14 protein-coding genes are annotated in these 17,217 nt (G+C 63.7%); 8 read left to right on the top strand and 6 right to left on the bottom strand.

The genetic code is table 11. From position 1 onward, the window contains the following. The first annotated feature begins 2 nt into the window (after positions 1 to 2). Positions 3 to 434: a hypothetical protein gene (locus ACWHYV_RS06615; protein ID WP_447979869.1), complete on the top strand. Its 432-nt coding sequence runs from the start codon at positions 3 to 5 to the stop codon at positions 432 to 434. A 52-nt stretch (positions 435 to 486) separates the two neighbouring features. On the opposite strand, the gene ACWHYV_RS06610 is transcribed toward ACWHYV_RS06615, so the two are convergent. The 5 genes from ACWHYV_RS06610 to ACWHYV_RS06590 form a co-directional block, all read right to left on the bottom strand. Next, positions 487 to 1,305: a HEAT repeat domain-containing protein gene (locus tag ACWHYV_RS06610; protein WP_447979868.1), complete on the bottom strand. Its 819-nt coding sequence runs from the start codon at positions 1,303 to 1,305 to the stop codon at positions 487 to 489. Positions 1,306 to 1,350: 45 nt separating this feature from the next. Then, positions 1,351 to 1,560, bottom strand: coding sequence for a hypothetical protein (locus ACWHYV_RS06605; protein WP_447979867.1), 210 nt, complete (start codon positions 1,558 to 1,560; stop codon positions 1,351 to 1,353). A 100-nt stretch (positions 1,561 to 1,660) separates the two neighbouring features. After that, positions 1,661 to 2,275 carry a septal ring lytic transglycosylase RlpA family protein gene (locus ACWHYV_RS06600; RefSeq protein ID WP_447979866.1) on the bottom strand — a complete coding sequence of 205 codons (615 nt, stop codon included), beginning with the start codon at positions 2,273 to 2,275 and terminating at the stop codon, positions 1,661 to 1,663. A 227-nt stretch (positions 2,276 to 2,502) separates the two neighbouring features. Beyond that, positions 2,503 to 4,653 carry a glycogen debranching protein GlgX gene (glgX, locus tag ACWHYV_RS06595; RefSeq protein WP_447979865.1) on the bottom strand — a complete coding sequence of 717 codons (2,151 nt, stop codon included), beginning with the start codon at positions 4,651 to 4,653 and terminating at the stop codon, positions 2,503 to 2,505. After that, positions 4,650 to 4,976: a DUF2934 domain-containing protein gene (locus tag ACWHYV_RS06590; RefSeq protein ID WP_447979864.1), complete on the bottom strand. Its 327-nt coding sequence runs from the start codon at positions 4,974 to 4,976 to the stop codon at positions 4,650 to 4,652. Before ACWHYV_RS06590 ends, glgX begins: the two co-directional genes overlap by 4 nt. A gap of 133 nt (positions 4,977 to 5,109) precedes the next feature. Between ACWHYV_RS06590 and treZ the strand changes: the two genes are divergently transcribed. Then, entirely contained in the window at positions 5,110 to 6,957 is a 1,848-nt protein-coding gene (treZ, locus tag ACWHYV_RS06585; RefSeq protein ID WP_447979863.1) for a malto-oligosyltrehalose trehalohydrolase, read from the top strand. 7 nt (positions 6,958 to 6,964) lie between these two features. On the opposite strand, the gene glgB is transcribed toward treZ, so the two are convergent. Continuing rightward, the gene (glgB, locus tag ACWHYV_RS06580) at positions 6,965 to 9,163 is read right to left on the bottom strand and encodes a 1,4-alpha-glucan branching protein GlgB (protein WP_447980692.1); all 2,199 of its coding nucleotides are present in this window, start codon (positions 9,161 to 9,163) and stop codon (positions 6,965 to 6,967) included. Positions 9,164 to 9,310: 147 nt separating this feature from the next. On the opposite strand from glgB, the gene ACWHYV_RS06575 reads away from it, so the two are divergent. The 6 genes from ACWHYV_RS06575 to ACWHYV_RS06550 all read left to right on the top strand — a co-directional run bounded on the left by ACWHYV_RS06575 (position 9,311) and on the right by ACWHYV_RS06550 (position 17,202). Further along, entirely contained in the window at positions 9,311 to 10,408 is a 1,098-nt protein-coding gene (locus ACWHYV_RS06575) for a mechanosensitive ion channel family protein (protein ID WP_447979862.1), read from the top strand. A gap of 168 nt (positions 10,409 to 10,576) precedes the next feature. Then, the gene (locus ACWHYV_RS06570; RefSeq protein ID WP_447979861.1) at positions 10,577 to 11,848 is read left to right on the top strand and encodes a glucose-1-phosphate adenylyltransferase; all 1,272 of its coding nucleotides are present in this window, start codon (positions 10,577 to 10,579) and stop codon (positions 11,846 to 11,848) included. Between the two features lie 6 nt (positions 11,849 to 11,854). After that, on the top strand, positions 11,855 to 14,761 hold the full coding sequence (treY, locus tag ACWHYV_RS06565) for a malto-oligosyltrehalose synthase (RefSeq protein ID WP_447979860.1): 2,907 nt from the start codon (positions 11,855 to 11,857) through the stop codon (positions 14,759 to 14,761). Beyond that, positions 14,761 to 15,315 (top strand): YtxH domain-containing protein, encoded by a 555-nt coding sequence (locus ACWHYV_RS06560; RefSeq protein WP_447979859.1) that lies wholly within the window; start codon positions 14,761 to 14,763, stop codon positions 15,313 to 15,315. The genes treY and ACWHYV_RS06560 overlap by 1 nt, the downstream gene beginning before the upstream one ends. Further along, complete coding sequence (locus ACWHYV_RS06555) at positions 15,308 to 16,006, top strand: DUF5752 family protein (RefSeq protein ID WP_447979858.1); 699 nt, start codon at positions 15,308 to 15,310, stop codon at positions 16,004 to 16,006. The genes ACWHYV_RS06560 and ACWHYV_RS06555 overlap by 8 nt, the downstream gene beginning before the upstream one ends. Further along, entirely contained in the window at positions 16,003 to 17,202 is a 1,200-nt protein-coding gene (locus ACWHYV_RS06550; RefSeq protein ID WP_447979857.1) for a glycosyltransferase, read from the top strand. Before ACWHYV_RS06555 ends, ACWHYV_RS06550 begins: the two co-directional genes overlap by 4 nt. Positions 17,203 to 17,217 lie beyond the last annotated feature (15 nt).

Here is a 17,217-nt window from a genome sequence, read left to right as displayed (position 1 = left end):
CTATGCTGAGATTTCTCGGGCTTCTGGTCCTCCTGACGGCAGCGTTCGGAGCGGGAGTCTATGTCGGCCGATATTCAGCCGGGGACTGGACCAAGACGATGGGGAAGGTGTCCCGTGACGTGTTAGAGACGACGATCAGCGTGGAGCGGAGTTTTCGAGGGCACCAAGGGTTGGTCGATGCCAAGGCCCAAGTCATTCAAGCGAAAGCGGAAGTATTGGACAGAAATTTCGGCACGGCGGCCAGAGCCTTGAGCGATGCGGCCGACGATCTCGAACGCGCCAAAATCGCCGACGGGGCCACGGACCGAGCGGCCAAGATCGCTGCGTTGATTGCAAAGATTCGTGCGGCACAGCACGAGTTGACATCCGGGAAAAATGTGGGACTCAGGCGGATCGAGGAAATCCAAAAGGAGATGGAGGGACTGAACCGATAAGAAGGAACGCAGTAGACGAGACCCGCTTCACACGGCCGACAGCTCGCGCTCACTAAGCGTTGGCGGCTCGTTTCTTCCACGCGGCGAGAATGCGCTCGACCCGCATCCGTACCACCAGGTCGGGGTCCTTCAGCAACGGCTTGATCGCTTCACGACATCGCTCATCACCGATTTGCTCCAGGGCAGCGGCGGCCGTCAAGCGTGTGTACCAGTCCTTGTCCTGTAGTTTTTCGATCACGGCGTCGATGGCGGCCGGATCTTTGATGCGCCCGAGCGCAATGACGGCCTGCTTGCGTGTGTTCTCGTCCTTGTCGTTCAAGGCCGCTTTGAGGCGCTCCACGGCCGGCTGTCCGAGCTCGACCAGGGCTTCGGTCGCATCTTCCGCAAACTCGTCGTTCCGCAGTTGGCTGATCAACGGTTCCAACACCCGCTCGTCCTTGATCTTCCCGAGCGCCCGGATGGCGTACTTGCGATGATCCCAAGACCTGAGGAGTCGTGTCGTCTGCTCCACGGCCGGAGACCCTACCATGCCGATCGCTTCGATCGCCGCCTCCCGGACCTGCCAATCACCGTCCTGTAACGCGCGGACTAGCGGGGCGACACAACGCTCATCACCCATTTCCCCCAGCGTGATGACCGCCTCGCGGCGCACAGCCCAATCGGGGTCCTTCAGCAGATCGATCTGGATCTCGATTTCATCTTTGATGCGTTCTTCTTCAAGAACGGTTTCTCCCGGTTCCCCGACCGCTTGGCCGGCCGTATCGGACTCCCCTCCGAGCATGGCTTCCGACATGCGATCAGCCAACTCATCACGGTGAGCTTCCGTCTGCAGCGTGGACTCTTGCTCTCGCTTGTCCTGTTCCTGTTCCATATCTCTGTTCCGTGATCTCTGTTCCATGCAGCGCCAGACGACCCTTCAGGCGCTTGCTCCTTCTTTCTGCCCCTTGCCCATCGCATGTTGCTTGCGGGTCGCCAAACGCCGGCGCTTCCGCTGGACCCGCTTCAATCGCTTGTGCAGCGCGCGAATCGACGGATCTCCCTCGGCATTCTCGGCGGCCCGTCGGCGTTCCCGAACTTTCCTTTCCAACCGCTCCTCATCCACCTCTATCGGACGTTTCTTGGCCATGCCGGGCAACTCCTCCATTCCATGAGCACAAAGGTGAATTAGTCTAGTAGACGCGGACCGAGGCTGTCAACACGACGACGTTTTCAGAAGCGGGCACCGGTCAGGCGATGTGCAACTCAGCCACCACATCGGTCCGGCAGTCGGCGGCGAGAATATCGCCGACCCGCCGGGCATGCCGTTCCCGGAGAAGATCGGTCGGAATCACGTGCGGACGGGAATGTCCGTGCCCGAGGCTCGGCCAGATAGTCGCGAAGGGCGGGGGCGATCCTGTGGAGGTTGCCTGGAAGTAGGGAACGTCGGGGAAGGGCCGCTGCTCGCTGTCCGGCCACAGGCCTAACGGCTGATGGCCGACGACTTCGAGATGAACCGCCGACACGCCGTCCCGCAGCATATCCAAGCGCTCGGCGGCAGCGAACGACAGGTCGAGGATGCGCCCATGCACGTACGGCCCTCGGTCGTTGATCCGAATGATGACGCGGCGGCCGTTGACGACGTTGGTGACGCGAACGACCGTACCAAGCGGTAAGGTCCGGTGTGCACCGGTCAGCGCGTACATGTCGTAGATCTCGCCGTTGGCCGTGACCCATCCGTGGAAGTCGTCGCCGTACCAGGATGCGATGCCGCGCTCTTTCATACCGACATCCAGGTCGGTTTGTCCTTTCGTCAATGCCGCGCACCCGCTCACCACTAAGCTGCCGCTCAGAAACAGCGCCATGATGTAAGGGCGTCTCTCGAGACTCATAGATCCTCCATGCTGCACGGTCATCACGAAACCGGCCACGGACAACGGAAGCGACTACATGAACGAAACGAAGAAGATGAAGCCCGAAGAAATCGGCGGGATGACGTCAGGGCGCCACGGTAACAAACACCGCCAAGCCGAGTCAATTCGACTTTCGTCGGACGATCCGACCAACTTTGGTCGGATGCCCGAGGAACCCGTCACGAGGGCGCGGCACGGCGGTCATGACCGCGCAACCGCAAGACGGCCAACGAGCGAGCGCCGAGATCATAGATGTCCCCACCTTTGAGGAGTCCGATCTCCTTTTCCGCCTCCGGGTCGGCCGTGTCCAGGATCGGCTCCCAGCGGACGCCGCGCTTGTGCGCCGGCATGGTGAAGGGCAACATTTCGTGATGGGCGTTGAGCAGGATGATGAGCGTGTCACCCAGGATGCGGCGACCCTTCTCATCGGACTCCTCGATCGCGTCGCCGGCCAGGCGGATGCCCAGGCATCTGACATAGCCCTTGTTCCAATCCTCGTCGGTCATTTCCTTCCCATCAGGACGGAACCAGGCGATGTCTTTGACTTCCGAGCCGCGCAGTCGGCTGCCCTGAAAAAACCGGCGGCGGCGCAGCACCGGCTGCTCCCGGCGCAGTGCGATCAGGCGCTGGACGAACGTAAACAGTTCACGATCCAAGCGATCCAGTTTCCAGTCGTACCAACTCAGCTCGTTATCCTGACAATAGGCGTTGTTATTGCCCTGTTGCGTGCGTCCGATTTCGTCTCCTCCGCAAATCATCGGCACGCCTTGGGACAGCAACAGCGTCGCGAGAAAGTTCCGTTTTTGCCGCTCCCGCAGCGCCACGATCTCAGGATCATCGGTCGGCCCTTCCACCCCGCAATTCCAACTGAGGTTGTCGTCGGTCCCGTCTCGATTGCCTTCGCCGTTCGCCTCATTGTGCTTCTCGTTGTAACTCACGAGGTCGTTGAGCGTGAATCCATCATGCGCGGTCACGAAATTGACGCTGGCATGCGGTCGCCGCCCGCTGGCCTCGTACAGATCGCTGCTCCCGGTCAGCCGGTAGCCCAGCTCCGCGACCTGGCCGCCGTCTCCCTTCCAATACCGCCGGATCGTATCCCGATAACGCCCGTTCCACTCGGCCCACCCGACCGGAAAATTTCCCACCTGATACCCGCCCTGACCCAGATCCCACGGCTCCGCGATCAGTTTGACCCGCGAGAGCACGGGATCCTGGTGGATGATGTCGAAAAAGGCGCTCAACCGATCGACGTCGTGCAACTCTCTGGCGAGGGTCGACGCCAAGTCAAACCGGAAGCCGTCGACATGCATCTCTTGGACCCAATACCGCAAGCTGTCCATGATGAGCTGCAGGGTCCTTGGGTGGGTCACGTTCAACGTGTTCCCCGTCCCGGTGTAGTCCATGTAGTACCGCTTGTTGTCGGGGACGAGCCGGTAGTAAGCGGCGTTGTCGATGCCGCGAAATGAAAGGGTCGGCCCCAGATGGTTCCCTTCGCCCGTATGGTTGTAGACGACGTCGAGAATGATCTCGAGACCTTCGCTGTGAAGCGTTTTGACCATCGTTTTGAATTCTCGAACCTGCTCGCCGGCCTTCGTCGCCGTGGCATACCGGATATCAGGCGAGAAGAACCCGATGGAGTTATACCCCCAATAATTGGTCAGACCCCGGTCATACAGATGCTTGTCACGCACGAAGTGGTGGACAGGGAGCAATTCGACCGCCGTGATGCCGAGCGCTTTCAGGTGGTCGAGCGCGGCCGGCGAGGTCAACCCGGCATAGGTCCCCCGCTGCGCCTCGGGCACGTCGGGATGCCGGGCGGTGAAGCCTTTGACGTGGACCTCGTAGATGACCGTCTGATCCCAGGGCGTCCGCAGCAGTTGATCCCCGCCCCACGTGAAGGCTGGATCGATGACCACGCCCTTCGGGACGTTGTCCGCGTTGTCGCGTTCGTCCTTAGACAGGTCCTCAGCGGGGTCGCCGATCCGGTAGCCGAACATGGCATCCGACCATTCGACCGTTCCAGCAATGGCCTTGGCATAGGGATCGATCAGCAGCTTCGCCGGGTTGAATCGATGGCCGGCCTGCGGATCGTAGGGACCATGGACCCGGTACCCATAATGCTGTCCCGGTCGGATCTCGGGCAGGTACACATGCCAGACCTGGTCGGTCCGTTCCTCGAGGACGATCCGATGGGATTCATGGCTGGAATCCGGCCCGGCGAACAAACAGAGCTCGACCTGCGTTGCGTTCTCGGAAAAGAGCGCGAAGTTCACTCCCTGGCCGTCCCACGTCGCCCCGAGCGGGTATGAACGCCCCGGCCAGATCCTCATCGGGCGCCAGCCCGGCGTTCGTGTTCAATCTCTTCTTTCACGATCCGTTCGGCTTCGAGCCAGTCCTGAACATCGTTGCCGTCTCCACGCCCACGGCGTTCGAACAGCTCAAAAGCCTTGCGCGCCACGCGGGCATTGAATTCGGGACCGGAGAGTGCCATGTCGAGAGCGGCGGCGTCCGGCGCCGCCCCCTCCCGGCCGTGTTGCCCCTCCCCGTTCGAAGATTCCTTTTCCATGGCCGCACGACGTGACGTCCGCTTGGCGCTTGCCGGCTCATCGGTCCGTGTATCACGTGTATCAATGGATCCTCGACGCTTTGCCATATGAGGCCTCCTACTTCATCGGTCCGACAGCATAGCCAGCGACTCACCCTGCACCCTATCAGAGCGGGACCAATTTTCCTGTCAGTCGACGCGTCTCTGGCAACCTCCCGCCCGAATCTGGCAGACTGAGCGGATGCCGGAATCCGGACGCTGGAAGTTGGAATTAGGGGCGTGCGTGCTCGGAGATTCGGGCGTCCGTTTTACCGTCTGGGCGCCGCACGCCCGCCGCTTGGAAGTCCGGATCATCGGACAAGGCGATGTCCAAGCCCTACGGCAGGAGCATGGGTACTTCGTCGCCGAAGCCCCCCGCGCACGCCCGGGCGAACGGTACCTCTATGTGCTCGACGGCAAGACCGCCCGGCCGGACCCGGCTTCACGCGCCCAGTCGGAGGGCGTTCATGGTCCCTCGATGATCATCGATCCGGACGCCTTTCGGTGGTCCGATGAGGCGTGGGCGGGGCGACGCCTGGATGAGCTGATCATCTATGAGCTGCACGTCGGGACGTTCACCCGCGCCGGGACGTTCGCCGGCCTCATTCCCCGTGTGGCCGCTCTCCGAGAACTCGGCGTGACCGCCATCGAGCTCATGCCCGTCGCCCAATTCCCCGGTGCACGCAATTGGGGCTACGACGGCGTCTCTCTGTACGCCCCGCAATCGACGTATGGCGGCCCGGACGGCCTCAAGGCGCTCGTCAATGCCTGCCATCGCCACGACATGGCCGTCATTCTCGATGTGGTGTACAACCATCTTGGCCCCGAAGGCAACTATCTCGACGAGTTCGGACCCTATTTTACGGATCGGTACCGCACCCCGTGGGGCAGGGCCGTCAACTATGACGGTCCCGATTCCGACGACGTCAGGCGGTTCATCATCGACAACGCCTTGTACTGGATCACCGAGTATCATGTCGATGCGCTTCGTCTCGACGCCATCCACGGCATTTACGACTTCAGCGCGACGCACATCCTGCGTGAGCTCGCCGATGCGGTGCACCGCGAAGGACGGCGCCTGAGCCGCGAGGTGTTGCTGATCGGCGAGAGTGATCTCAACGACGTCCGCGCCATCTCACCGCCCGATCGAGGCGGCTATGGGCTCGACGCGCAATGGAGCGACGACTTCCATCATGCCCTCCATGCGCTGCTGACTGGCGAGCGAAACGGCTACTACGAGGACTTCGGCCGGCTCTCCGACTTGGCCACGGCGATCCAGGACGGCTTCGTCTATGCCGGGCAACACTCTCGGCATCGCCGCCGTCGCCACGGCAATTCGTCGCGACAGGTCCCCCCCCGGCAGCTCGTCGTCTGCGCGCAGAACCATGACCAGATCGGCAACCGGGCTTTCGGCGATCGTCTCAGCACCTTGGTGCCCTGGGAAGCGTTGAAGGTCGCCGCCGCCGCCGTGCTCCTCGCCCCGCACACGCCGATGCTCTTCATGGGCGAGGAATACGGCGAGACCGCTCCGTTCCAGTATTTCATCGATCATGCCGACCCCGGTCTCGTGGAGGCAGTGCGCGCGGGACGACGGCGGGAGTTCGAGGCGTTCGGGTGGACCGATGTTCCGGACCCCGCCGATCCGGCCACGTTCACGCGGTCCCGGCTGCGAGAGGACCCGCTGGACGAGCGGCAGAGCCGGTTGCTGGCCTGGTACCGAGGTCTCCTACGCCTGCGGACGAGCCTCCCATCCCTTTCGGCGGCGATCGCGCATCAGGTGAGGTCCTATGAAGACGCGGCGGTGATCACCGTCCAACATCGCGGCCCGGACGCCACGGAGGCGCTGGTACTGTTGAGCATGAACAAGAGTGAGACGCGGCTGCAACTGGCGGACCCGGATGGACGATGGAGGCGATCCGTGTGGAGTTGGAGCCGGGACTTCGGGGGCGGCTCGGTCGACCCGCCCCCGGCCGACCTTCGACTCGGTGGCCGACCGGTCGAGGTCCTCCTCCCGGCCTACGGCGTGATCGTGTATACGAAGAGCCCCTGAAGCCTCGCTAGGCGCGCTTGAGGAACAGCATCGCGAGCGGAGGCAGCGTGAGGAGGATCGAGTACGGCTGGCCATGCCAAGGGACGGCTTCGGCCTCCACGCCGCCGCCGTTCCCGAGATTGGAGCCGCCATAGAGCTGCGAGTCGCTGTTGAGCAGCTCTCGATACCAGCCGGCCGCAGGAACGCCGATCCGGTACCGTTCGCGGGGAACCGGCGTGAAATTCCCGATGCACAAGATGGCATCGTCGTGCTGCTTGGCTCGGCGGACAAAGGCGATGACGGCATGGTCGGCGTCGCTGAAGTCGATCCACTGGAACCCCGACCAGTCGAAGTCGACTTCGTGCAGGGCCCGCTCCGCCGTATAGAGGCGGTTGAGATCCCGGACATAGCGCTGCACGCCCTCGTGCGGCTCATACTGTAAGAGATGCCACTGCAGGCTGTCGTCGTGATTCCACTCCCACCACTGACCGAACTCGCCCCCCATGAACAGCATCTTCTTTCCCGGATGGGCATACAGGTAGCCGAGTAAGGCGCGGAGATTGGCAAACCGCTGCCAGTGGTCACCCGGCATCTTGTCGAGCAGGGCCTTCTTCCCGTGCACCACTTCATCGTGCGAGAGCACTTGGACGAAGTTTTCGCTGAAGGCGTAGACCAAGCCGAACGTGATCTTGTTCTGATGGAATCGACGGTAGATGGGATCCAGGCTGAAATACTCCAACGTGTCGTGCATCCACCCCATGTTCCACTTCAGGCTGAAGCCCAACCCGCCGGTGTAGGTCGGGCGCGAGACTCCCGGCCAGGCGGTGGATTCTTCGGCGATCGTGAGCACCCCCGGATGCTCTTGGTGGACCAACGCATTGAACTCCTTCAGGAACGAGATCGCTTCAAGGTTCTCGTTGCCGCCGTATTGGTTCGGCAGCCACTCCCCGGGCTGCCGGGCGTAATCCAGGTACAGCATCGAGGCGACGGCATCGACGCGGAGCCCGTCCACATGGTACCGGTCGAGCCAGAACAGCGCGCTGTTGAGCAGGAAGTTGCGCACCTCCACGCGGCCGAAATTGAAAATTCGGCTGTGCCATTCCGGATGGTAACCGAGGCGCGGATCCTGATGATCGTAGAGATGCGTCCCGTCGAACCAGGCCAGCCCGTGAGGGTCATCGGGGAAGTGGGCGGGGACCCAGTCGAGGATGACGCCCAGGCCGGCCTCGTGGCAGGCATCGACGAACGCCATGAAATCCTTCGGCTCGCCGAACCGGCTGGTCGGAGCAAAGTAGCCGGTCGTCTGGTATCCCCAGGACCCGTCGAACGGGTGCTCCGTCACCGGAAGCAGCTCGAGATGGGTGTAGCCCATGTCCTTCGCATAGGGAATCAATTGCGCGGCGAGCTCCCGATAGGTCAGCCAGCGGTTGCCCTCCTCGGGCACTCGACGCCACGAGCCCAGATGGACCTCGTAGATCGCGATCGGCTGCGCGAGAGGATCCTGTGTCCGACGTCGCTCGATCCATGATCCGTCCCGCCAGACGTAACCGGACAGGTCGGTGACGATCGAGGCGGTCTTCGGTCGAAGCTCGGCGGCAAAGGCATACGGGTCCGCCTTCAGGAAGGGGGCGCCGCCCGCTCGCGATCGAATCTCGTATTTGTACCGGGTCCCGAGCGGAAGATCGGGGATGAACAGCTCCCAGAGCCCGGAGGCTCCTCGGCTCCTCATGGGATGCCGGCGACCGTCCCATCCGTCAAAGTCCCCGACGACGCTCACCCGCATGGCGTTCGGAGCCCATACGACGAAACGCACTCCGGCGACGCCGTCCATCGTGACCGGGTGGGCGCCCAGGAGATCGTAGCCGCGGAACAATCGCCCCTCGGCGAAGAGATGGAGGTCGAAGTCGGAGATCAGATTGCGAAAGGCGTAGGGATCGTGGCGCTGCGTGACCGAGCCGGAGTGATCCCGGACGTCGAGCAGGTAGGGTTGGCGCAGCGCCCCGTCCGGCACGACGGCCTCGAAGAGGCCCTGCTCATCGATCTTCGTCATGGGCCGGGGCGCATCACCGTTGAGCAGCACCCGGGCTTCAGCGGCCTCCGGCAGGAAGGCCCGGATGACCACCACCGGACGCCCTTCCTTCAGCTCATGATGCGGGCCCAGGACCGCGAACGGGTCCCAATGCTCCGCACGCAACAATCGGCTCACATCCTCATCGATGGTTCGCATCATGGCCGTATCATAAACCATCACCCTCCGGAATTCGAATGATGGCGCTCTCGGCAGACATCTGTCTCTGGCGAGCCTACAGCGGTTCCGCTATAGTGCGTTTCTGGAGTCCCCCGCAGGGGTCTCGTCATTGACAGGGAGGTTGCGATGCCGATCGGGTCCCCGTCCGCGGTCCAGGCGCTGACCGCGGCCTCGATGTTCGCCCTCGTCACGTTGCTGGCCTTGGCCTTTCGATACCTGACCTTCCGGGCCCTCCGACGGTGGGCGTCGGCGACCGGATCGCCGTTCAGCCCGCTCCTGCTCGCCGGCCTCCGCTTGCCGTCGCTGGTCTGGTGCGTCCTCATCGGCCTCTACGTCGCGATCGATACCGCCGAGGTGCCGCCGCGCCTCAGCGCCGCCGCGCTCAAGGTCCTGTTCAGCCTGCTGGTCATCTCCGTCACAGTCGCCGTCGCCAACCTCTCCGGCGCCGCCCTCCGGGAGGGAATGAAGCAGAACATGGCGGCCCTCCCGGGGCTGTCGTTCACGTTCATCAAGGTGGTGATTTGGATCACCGGAGGCCTCGTCCTGCTCGGCGGTCTGGGGATTTCCATCACCCCCGTCCTCACGGCGTTGGGCGTCGGCGGGCTCGCCGTCGCGCTCGCCCTGCAGGACACCCTCTCCAACTTCTTTGCCGGCATCCATCTGCTCGTCGAAAAACCGATCCGCGTGGGGGACTTCATCAAGCTCGAAACGGGGCAGGAAGGGTATGTGGCGGATATCGGTTGGCGCACGACCCGCATCCGCATGCTGCCCAACAACATGGTCATCATGCCCAACAGCAAGCTGACCCAGTCGGTGCTCACCAATTACTATCTCCCGGAACCCCGGATGTCATTGCTCATTCCGATCAGCGTGTCCTACCGCTCGGATCCCGATCACGTCGAGCGCCTCCTCGTGGAAGAGGCGACGCGCGCCGTTGGTCACATTCCGGGTCTGCTGGCCGAACCGCCGGCCTTCGTCCGTTTCATCCCGGGCTTCGGGGAATCGTCGCTCGACTTCACGCTGATTTGCCAAGTGCAGGAGTTTACCGACCAGTACTTGGCCCAGCATGAGTTGCGCAAGCGGATCTTCAAACGTTTCAAAGAGGAAGGCATCGAAATCCCGTTCCCGCAACGGACCGTGCATCTGCACGCCGGCGGTCCGTCTGTCGGAAGCGCCTCACCGACGGCATCCGATTCCGAGCCCCAGCCGCCACACGCGAGGTAGCCGGATGCACCCTATTGTACGTAAATCTTTTTCCTATGGCTGGTTGTCACGCCCCCTACAACGGAGCAGGCCGAAAGAGCGTAAGATGGCGTCGATGGTAGGAATTCCGAGTAGGGGTCGAGAGGTCGGCTTGCCGTCTTCAGGGACCGAGGCCGAGCGGCTGGACCCATGAATCTCACGACCGGGCCCAAGGTCTTGGCGATGATCATGGCGGGAGGCAAGGGCGAACGCCTGATGCCCTTGACCGAGCACCGCAGTAAGCCGGCGGTGCCCTTCGCCGCGAAATACCGGATCGTCGATTTCGTGCTCAGCAACTTCCTCAACTCGGGTATCCGATCCATGTACGTGCTGGTCCAATACCGGTCGCAATCCCTGATCGAACACTTGCGCCGAGCGTGGCGGATCGGCGAACGCGCCCCAAGCGAATTCGTCTCGGTGGTCCCTCCGCAGATGCGGGCGCGGGAGGGGTGGTACGAAGGAACGGCGGACGCCGTGTACCAGAACATCAACCTCATCAGAGACTTCAACCCCGACCTCGTCGCCGTGTTCGGCGCAGACCACATTTACCGCATGGACATCGCGCAGATGGTGCACTTCCATCGTGACCACCGGGCCGAGATCACGGTCGCGGCTCGACCCGTCCCGCTGGCGGCGGCCAAGGGGTTTGGCATCATCGAGGTCACCGAGGGCGGCCCGGACCCGGCCCCCCGCATCGTCGGCTTCGAGGAGAAGCCGGCCCGGGCGAAGCCGATGCCCCAGGATCCCGGCCAAGCTTTTTCTTCGATGGGCAACTATCTCTTCGAGACGGGCCTGCTGCTGGACATCCTCGAGCATGATGCGGCGACGCCTGGCGCCCACGACTTCGGGCGGGATATCCTCCCGCGCACGATCGGCACCCACCGGGTCCTCGCCTACAACTTCTGTGACAACGTGATCCCCGAGTTGAAGCCCTATGAGGAGCCGGCGTACTGGCGGGATGTGGGGACGCTGGAAGCCTACTGGCAGGCCAACATGGACATCCTGGGCGAGGCGCCGGCCTTCGACCTGCACAACAGCCAATGGCCGATCATGACCGACGGGTACGATGCCCCGCCATCCAGCTTGGTCCGATGCCGATTGGACGGCACCGTCGTCGGGCAGGGGAGCCGCCTCGTCGAGGCCGACATTCGCCGCTCCGTCATCGGACGGGACATCACGATCGAGCGCGGGGCCTCGCTGGATGAGTGTGTGATCCTCGATGGCGCGGTGATTGGCCCCAAGGCACGGTTGCGGCGCGTCATCGTCGATCGGTTCAATACCATCCCCGAGGGCACCTCGATCGGATTCGACCAGGAGGCCGACCGACGGCGCTTCCATGTCACGGAGTCCGGTGTGGTCGTGCTGCCGCAGGGACAGATGGGCGGCCGTCATCGCCTCTATCACCACTCCATGGCGTCGTGAGGGAGCATGACCGCCGGCCCGACCCGCATCCCCGTCTCCACCTATCGGCTTCAGTTCAACCGGGGTTTTACCTTCCGTGATGCGGCCGCGGTCGTCCCCTATCTGGCTCGGCTCGGCATCACCGACTGCTACGCGTCATCCTACTTGAAGGCGACCCCCGGCAGTTCCCACGGCTATGACGTGGCGGACCCCCGGATCCTCAATCCCGAAATCGGAACCGAGTCGGACTACACCGTCTTCGTCACCGCGCTGCGCGCCGAAGGGATGGGCCAGATCCTGGACGTCGTGCCGAACCATATGGGGATCTCGCGATCCAGCAACACCTGGTGGCTGGACGTCCTGGAAAACGGCCCCAGCTCCCGGTACGCCGAGTTCTTCGATATCGATTGGCACCCGGTCAAGCCCGAGCTCGAGAACAAGATTCTGCTCCCGATCTTGGGCGACCTCTACGGCGTGGTCCTGGAAAACCAGGAGATCACGCTGTCGTACCGGGACGGCGCCTTCGTCGTGACCTACTACGACTACACCCTCCCCATCGCTCCCAAGTCGGCGGTCCACGTGCTCTCCTATCGGCTAGACGAGCTGATTCAGGACGCGGGCTCCGGCCATCCCGACGTCTTGGAGCTGCAGAGCATCCTGACCGCCATGCATCATTTACCCGGGCGGGAAGAGCGCGACCCGTCGAAGCTCGAGGAGCGCGCGCGCGAGAAGGAAATCATCAAGAAGCGGTTGGACCGCCTGACCCGCGACAGCCCGCTCGTCGCCGCCTTCCTCGAGGAGAACGTCCGGGCGTTCAACGGCCGGAAGGATGATCCGCGCAGCTTCGACCTCCTCGACGCCCTGCTCAACGACCAGCCCTACCGCCTGGCGTATTGGCGTGTGGCGGCGGAAGAAATCAACTACCGGCGATTCTTCGACATCAATGAATTGGCGGCGATCCGCGTCGAGGACCCGGTCGTCTTCCAGGAGACGCACCAGTTGATCTTCCGCCTGCTCAAGGAGGGCGCGCTCACCGGCCTCCGGGTCGACCATGTCGACGGCCTGTACGATCCTCATCAGTATCTGTGTCAACTGCAATCCTGGGCGCGCACCAACCTGCCCCTCGCCCACGAGACGGACCGACCGCTGTATCTCATCGTCGAAAAGATTCTGGGCAAGGGGGAGAGCCTGCCGAGCGGGTGGCCCGTCTACGGCACCACGGGATACGAGTTCCTGAGCCTCCTCAATGCGCTCTTCGTCGACAGCGCCCACGAGCACGCCTTCGACGAGCTCTACGCCAAGTTCATCCGGCAACGGTTGTCCTACGAGGAATTGGCGTATGAAAAGAAGGAATTGATCATGAGCGCCTCCATGGCCAGCGAGGTCAACACGCTCGGTCATTTTCTGAACAGTTTTTCGGAGCGGGACCGCCGGTCCCGCGATTTCACCCTCAACAGCCTGATCCACGCCATTCGCGAGATCATCGCCTGCTTCCCCGTCTATCGGACCTACGTCGGGCCGGAGTCCGAGGGCGTCACCGACCGCGACCGCGCCTATATCCGCCTGGCGGTGACCAAGGCGAAGCGGCGCAATCCGGCGGTCAGCGGGCTCGTCTTCGATTTCATCGAGAACATCCTGCTGAACCGCGAAGAGGACCGTCTGCGGGTCGACCGCAACGAGCGGTTGAACTTCGTCATGAAGTTCCAGCAGCTCACGAGTCCCGTGACCGCCAAGGGCGTTGAGGACACGGTCATGTATATTTACAATCGGCTCGTGTCGTTGAACGAGGTCGGCGGAGAGCCGAGTCGGTTCGGGATCCCGGTCCCGACGTTCCACGAGCGCATGCGCGAGCGCCAGGCGCAATGGCGTGTGAGCTTGTCGGCCACGTCGACGCACGACACGAAGCGGAGCGAAGACGTCCGGGCGCGCATCAACGTGCTGTCCGAGATGCCGGCCGCCTGGAGAAGCCATCTGGCGCTGTGGAGCAAGCTGAACAAGAAGTTCAAGACCGACCTCGACGGGCAGCCCGTGCCCGACCGGAACGAGGAGTACCTCCTCTATCAGACGCTGGTCGGCGCCTGGCCCTTCGAGCCGATCGAGGAGAGCACGTACCGGGCGTTCTGCGGGCGGATCCAACGGTACATGGAAAAAGCGCTGCACGAGGCGAAGGTGCACAGTAGTTGGCTCAATCCCAACCAGCAATACGACCAGGCGGTCCATAAGTTCGTCGAGGCCATCCTCGATCGGACGCGGCCCAACCCGTTCCTCGAAAGCTTTCGCGCCTTCCACGAGAAGATCGCCCGCTTGGGCGCCTACAACAGCCTCTCTCAGGTGCTCATCAAGATCACGGCGCCCGGTGTGCCGGACTTCTATCAGGGCACCGAGGTCTGGGACTTCAGCCTCGTCGACCCAGATAACCGGCGCCATGTGGATTATGCGCACCGGGTCGCCCTCCTGAACGAGCTCGACCGAGCGATGCACGAGAGCGAGGACCGGCGGCCCTTGATGCGCAACCTGCTCGCCCGCTATACCGATGGACGTGTGAAGCTGTATGTCACGACCGCGGCGCTGCGCTACCGACGCCGCCACGCCGGCCTGTTCCAAGACGGCGACTATACGCCGCTCGAGGGCCTGGGAGCCAAGAAGCAACACGTGTGCGCGTTCGCCCGATCCCAAGGCCCGGCGATGGCGATCACGGTGGCGCCCCGGCTGGTCGCCGGCCTCCTGACCGAGCCCTCCGCCACGCCCGTGGATCCCCAGGTCTGGCAGGACACGTGGCTCGCCTTGCCCGAAGGCGCCTCGCTCGAGAGCCGCTTCCGGCACGTGCTCACCGGGGACGTCATCACCGCCGTGCCCGTCGAGACCCGGCCGGCACTGTCGTTGTCTCGCGTCTTCGCCGATGCTCCGGTGGCGCTCTTGGAGAAGGTGGCGTGATGCCCACGGTGCAGGAAGACCAGACGGCCTGGTTGGGCGGCGAGGCGCACGTGCGCCGACAGGACGGCGGCCGGCGCTGGGTTTTGCCCCCACAGTGGCGCCAGGCGGCCCTGGCAGCCGGGGCGTTCACCGCCGGAACGGCGATCGCCGGCGGGATCGCCGCCATCGCCTGCCACGCGAGACGGGACACGGCCGAACGTCCCCGAGAAGGAGCACGACCGATGAAGACCGAAAGCCGACCGGAGCGAAGGTTTACGGCCAGCGCGCTGCTCGCCGCGTTCATGACCGGCGTGGTCGTCGGTACAGCCGTGACGCTGTTCACGACGCCGGAACCGGGACACCGTCTGCGCCGCCGAATCTCGCGCGGCGCCCGCACGGCGCAGGAGGAGCTCGCCGGGGTGGCGTTCGAGGCTCGGGAAGCCCTGGAGGCCCTGACGACGGATGCGCGGCAGACGATTCGACGGACGGCGCGGCGGCTCGGCAACGTCATCGAGGCGACGCTCGAGGCGGTCCGGACCGAAGCCGAGTTGGTGCGGGGGCAGGACCATGAATGACCGGCGGGCAGGCACGCCCTTCCACTTCGTCGGGTGCGTGGAGCTCAGGGAAATGCTGGGGCGGAAGGCCGCCGACATCCAGCAACTGATGAACGCGATCGAAGAAGTCCCCGCCGATTCGATCTACTACCATACCCACAGCTATTTCTTGCGCTACGAGGCGGGCCCGACCCTCTTCCCCAGCGACTTCGCCACATGGGCCGCCGTGTCGGTCCGAGACCGGATCCTCAGCGAGCGGCTGGGCTTGATCGATCCCTTCGAGTTCCGAGACCTGGAGGCCTTGCGAGCGGAAATCGTCGCGACGATCGACGCGCATCTCACCTCGCTGTGGAACGTGCCTCGGGTGATCCACGGCGAACCGTTCGAGTTCGTCAGCTCGCACATCCTGGAGGTCGACCTCGAGCTCTCGGCCAACAGCCTGAGTGAATTTCGCGAGCTGCTGTCCTGCGTCGATCGCAGCGCCCTGTTCAATCACATTTGTGAAGCCAAGATCCGGAAGGGACGGAAGGGCGGCGATTTCGTCATCTGGATCGGCTCCCCCGAGGGCTTGAACCTTCCCGACCTGGCCACGCGCTTGGCGGCCATCCAGCCCATCGGGCTGACGTTGGAAGGCATCCGCGGCCGCATGCTGACCCTCGTGGATGACTACTTGACCCAGACGCTCAGCCAGACGGCGGTTGCCTCCTCATGATCTCGCTCAGCGACTACCGCCAGATCGCCCCGCCCGGCCGCGTGGACCTGCTCTATCGGCTCAGTGCCGAGGTGAGCGGCAAGCGGATGCTCCACGTGACCGCGGAACGGCAAGGCGATGAAGCCTCGGAGATGCTGCACACGCTCATCCCCCTGCTGGCCGACGTCGGCGTCAAGGCCCAGTGGGAGGTGATGCGCGGGACGGGTCCGTTCAACGAGGCGGGACGGACGTTTCGGAACGGGCTCCAAGGCGAGGACGTCCGCGTTCCCGACGGTTTGGTGGACACCTACCGGGACGCGGTTCGCCAGGCCGTGCAGACGTTGGATCTCACCGCCGACGTGGTGATGACCCACGATCCGCATCCCCTCGGCCTCATCGACTACGCGCCCACCGATTCCCGCTGGATCTGGCGCTGTTATCTGGACGTCTCCCGGCCGCAGCGGCGCGTATGGAACTTCGTGCGCCCGTACATCGCCAAGTACGACGCCGCGGTCTTCTCGCTCCCCCAGTTCGCGCAACCGCTGCCGTTGCCCCAGTACCTCATCTACCCCTCCATCGATCCCCTGAGCGAGAAGAACCGCGAGATGACGCCCGAGGAAATCGACCGGGTGTTGGAGGGACTCGACCTTCCCCGGGACAAACCGATGCTCCTCCAGGTCGCCGCGTTCAACCGCTTCACCGACTTCCGGGGATTGATTGCCGCCTACCGGCTCATCAAATCCCATTACGATTGCTGTCTGGTCTTGGCCGGCCGGGTCGCGCCCGACGACGTCGATGAACAGGCGGTCTTGAGCGCCGCGCGGGATGCGGCCGACAAGGACGAGGACATCCGCATCCTCCCACTCGAATCCGAGGCCCCGCTCCGGATCAACGCGCTCCAGCGCCGGGCGACGCTCGTGCTGCAGAAGTCATTCCGGGAGGGCTTCGGACTGGCCGTCACGGAGGCCATGTGGAAGGGCAAGCCGGTGATCGGCAGCGAGACGGGCGGCATCACCATGCAGGTGATGTTCGGGCAGACCGGCTATACGGCGAACTCCGTGGAGGGCACCGCGTTCTATGCGCGCTACCTGTTGAACAACCCGACGATCGCCGACGAGATGGGACGCCGGGCGCACGAGCGCGTCCGGCAGAATTTTCTCATCACGCGCCACGTCGAAGATTACCTGTCGCTGATGATTTTGCTCGGACGATCCTAACGGCCCCGCTGAACG

It is taken from the genome of Candidatus Nitrospira bockiana (genome assembly GCF_965152565.1).
This window is presented reverse-complemented; position numbering and strand designations above follow the sequence as displayed.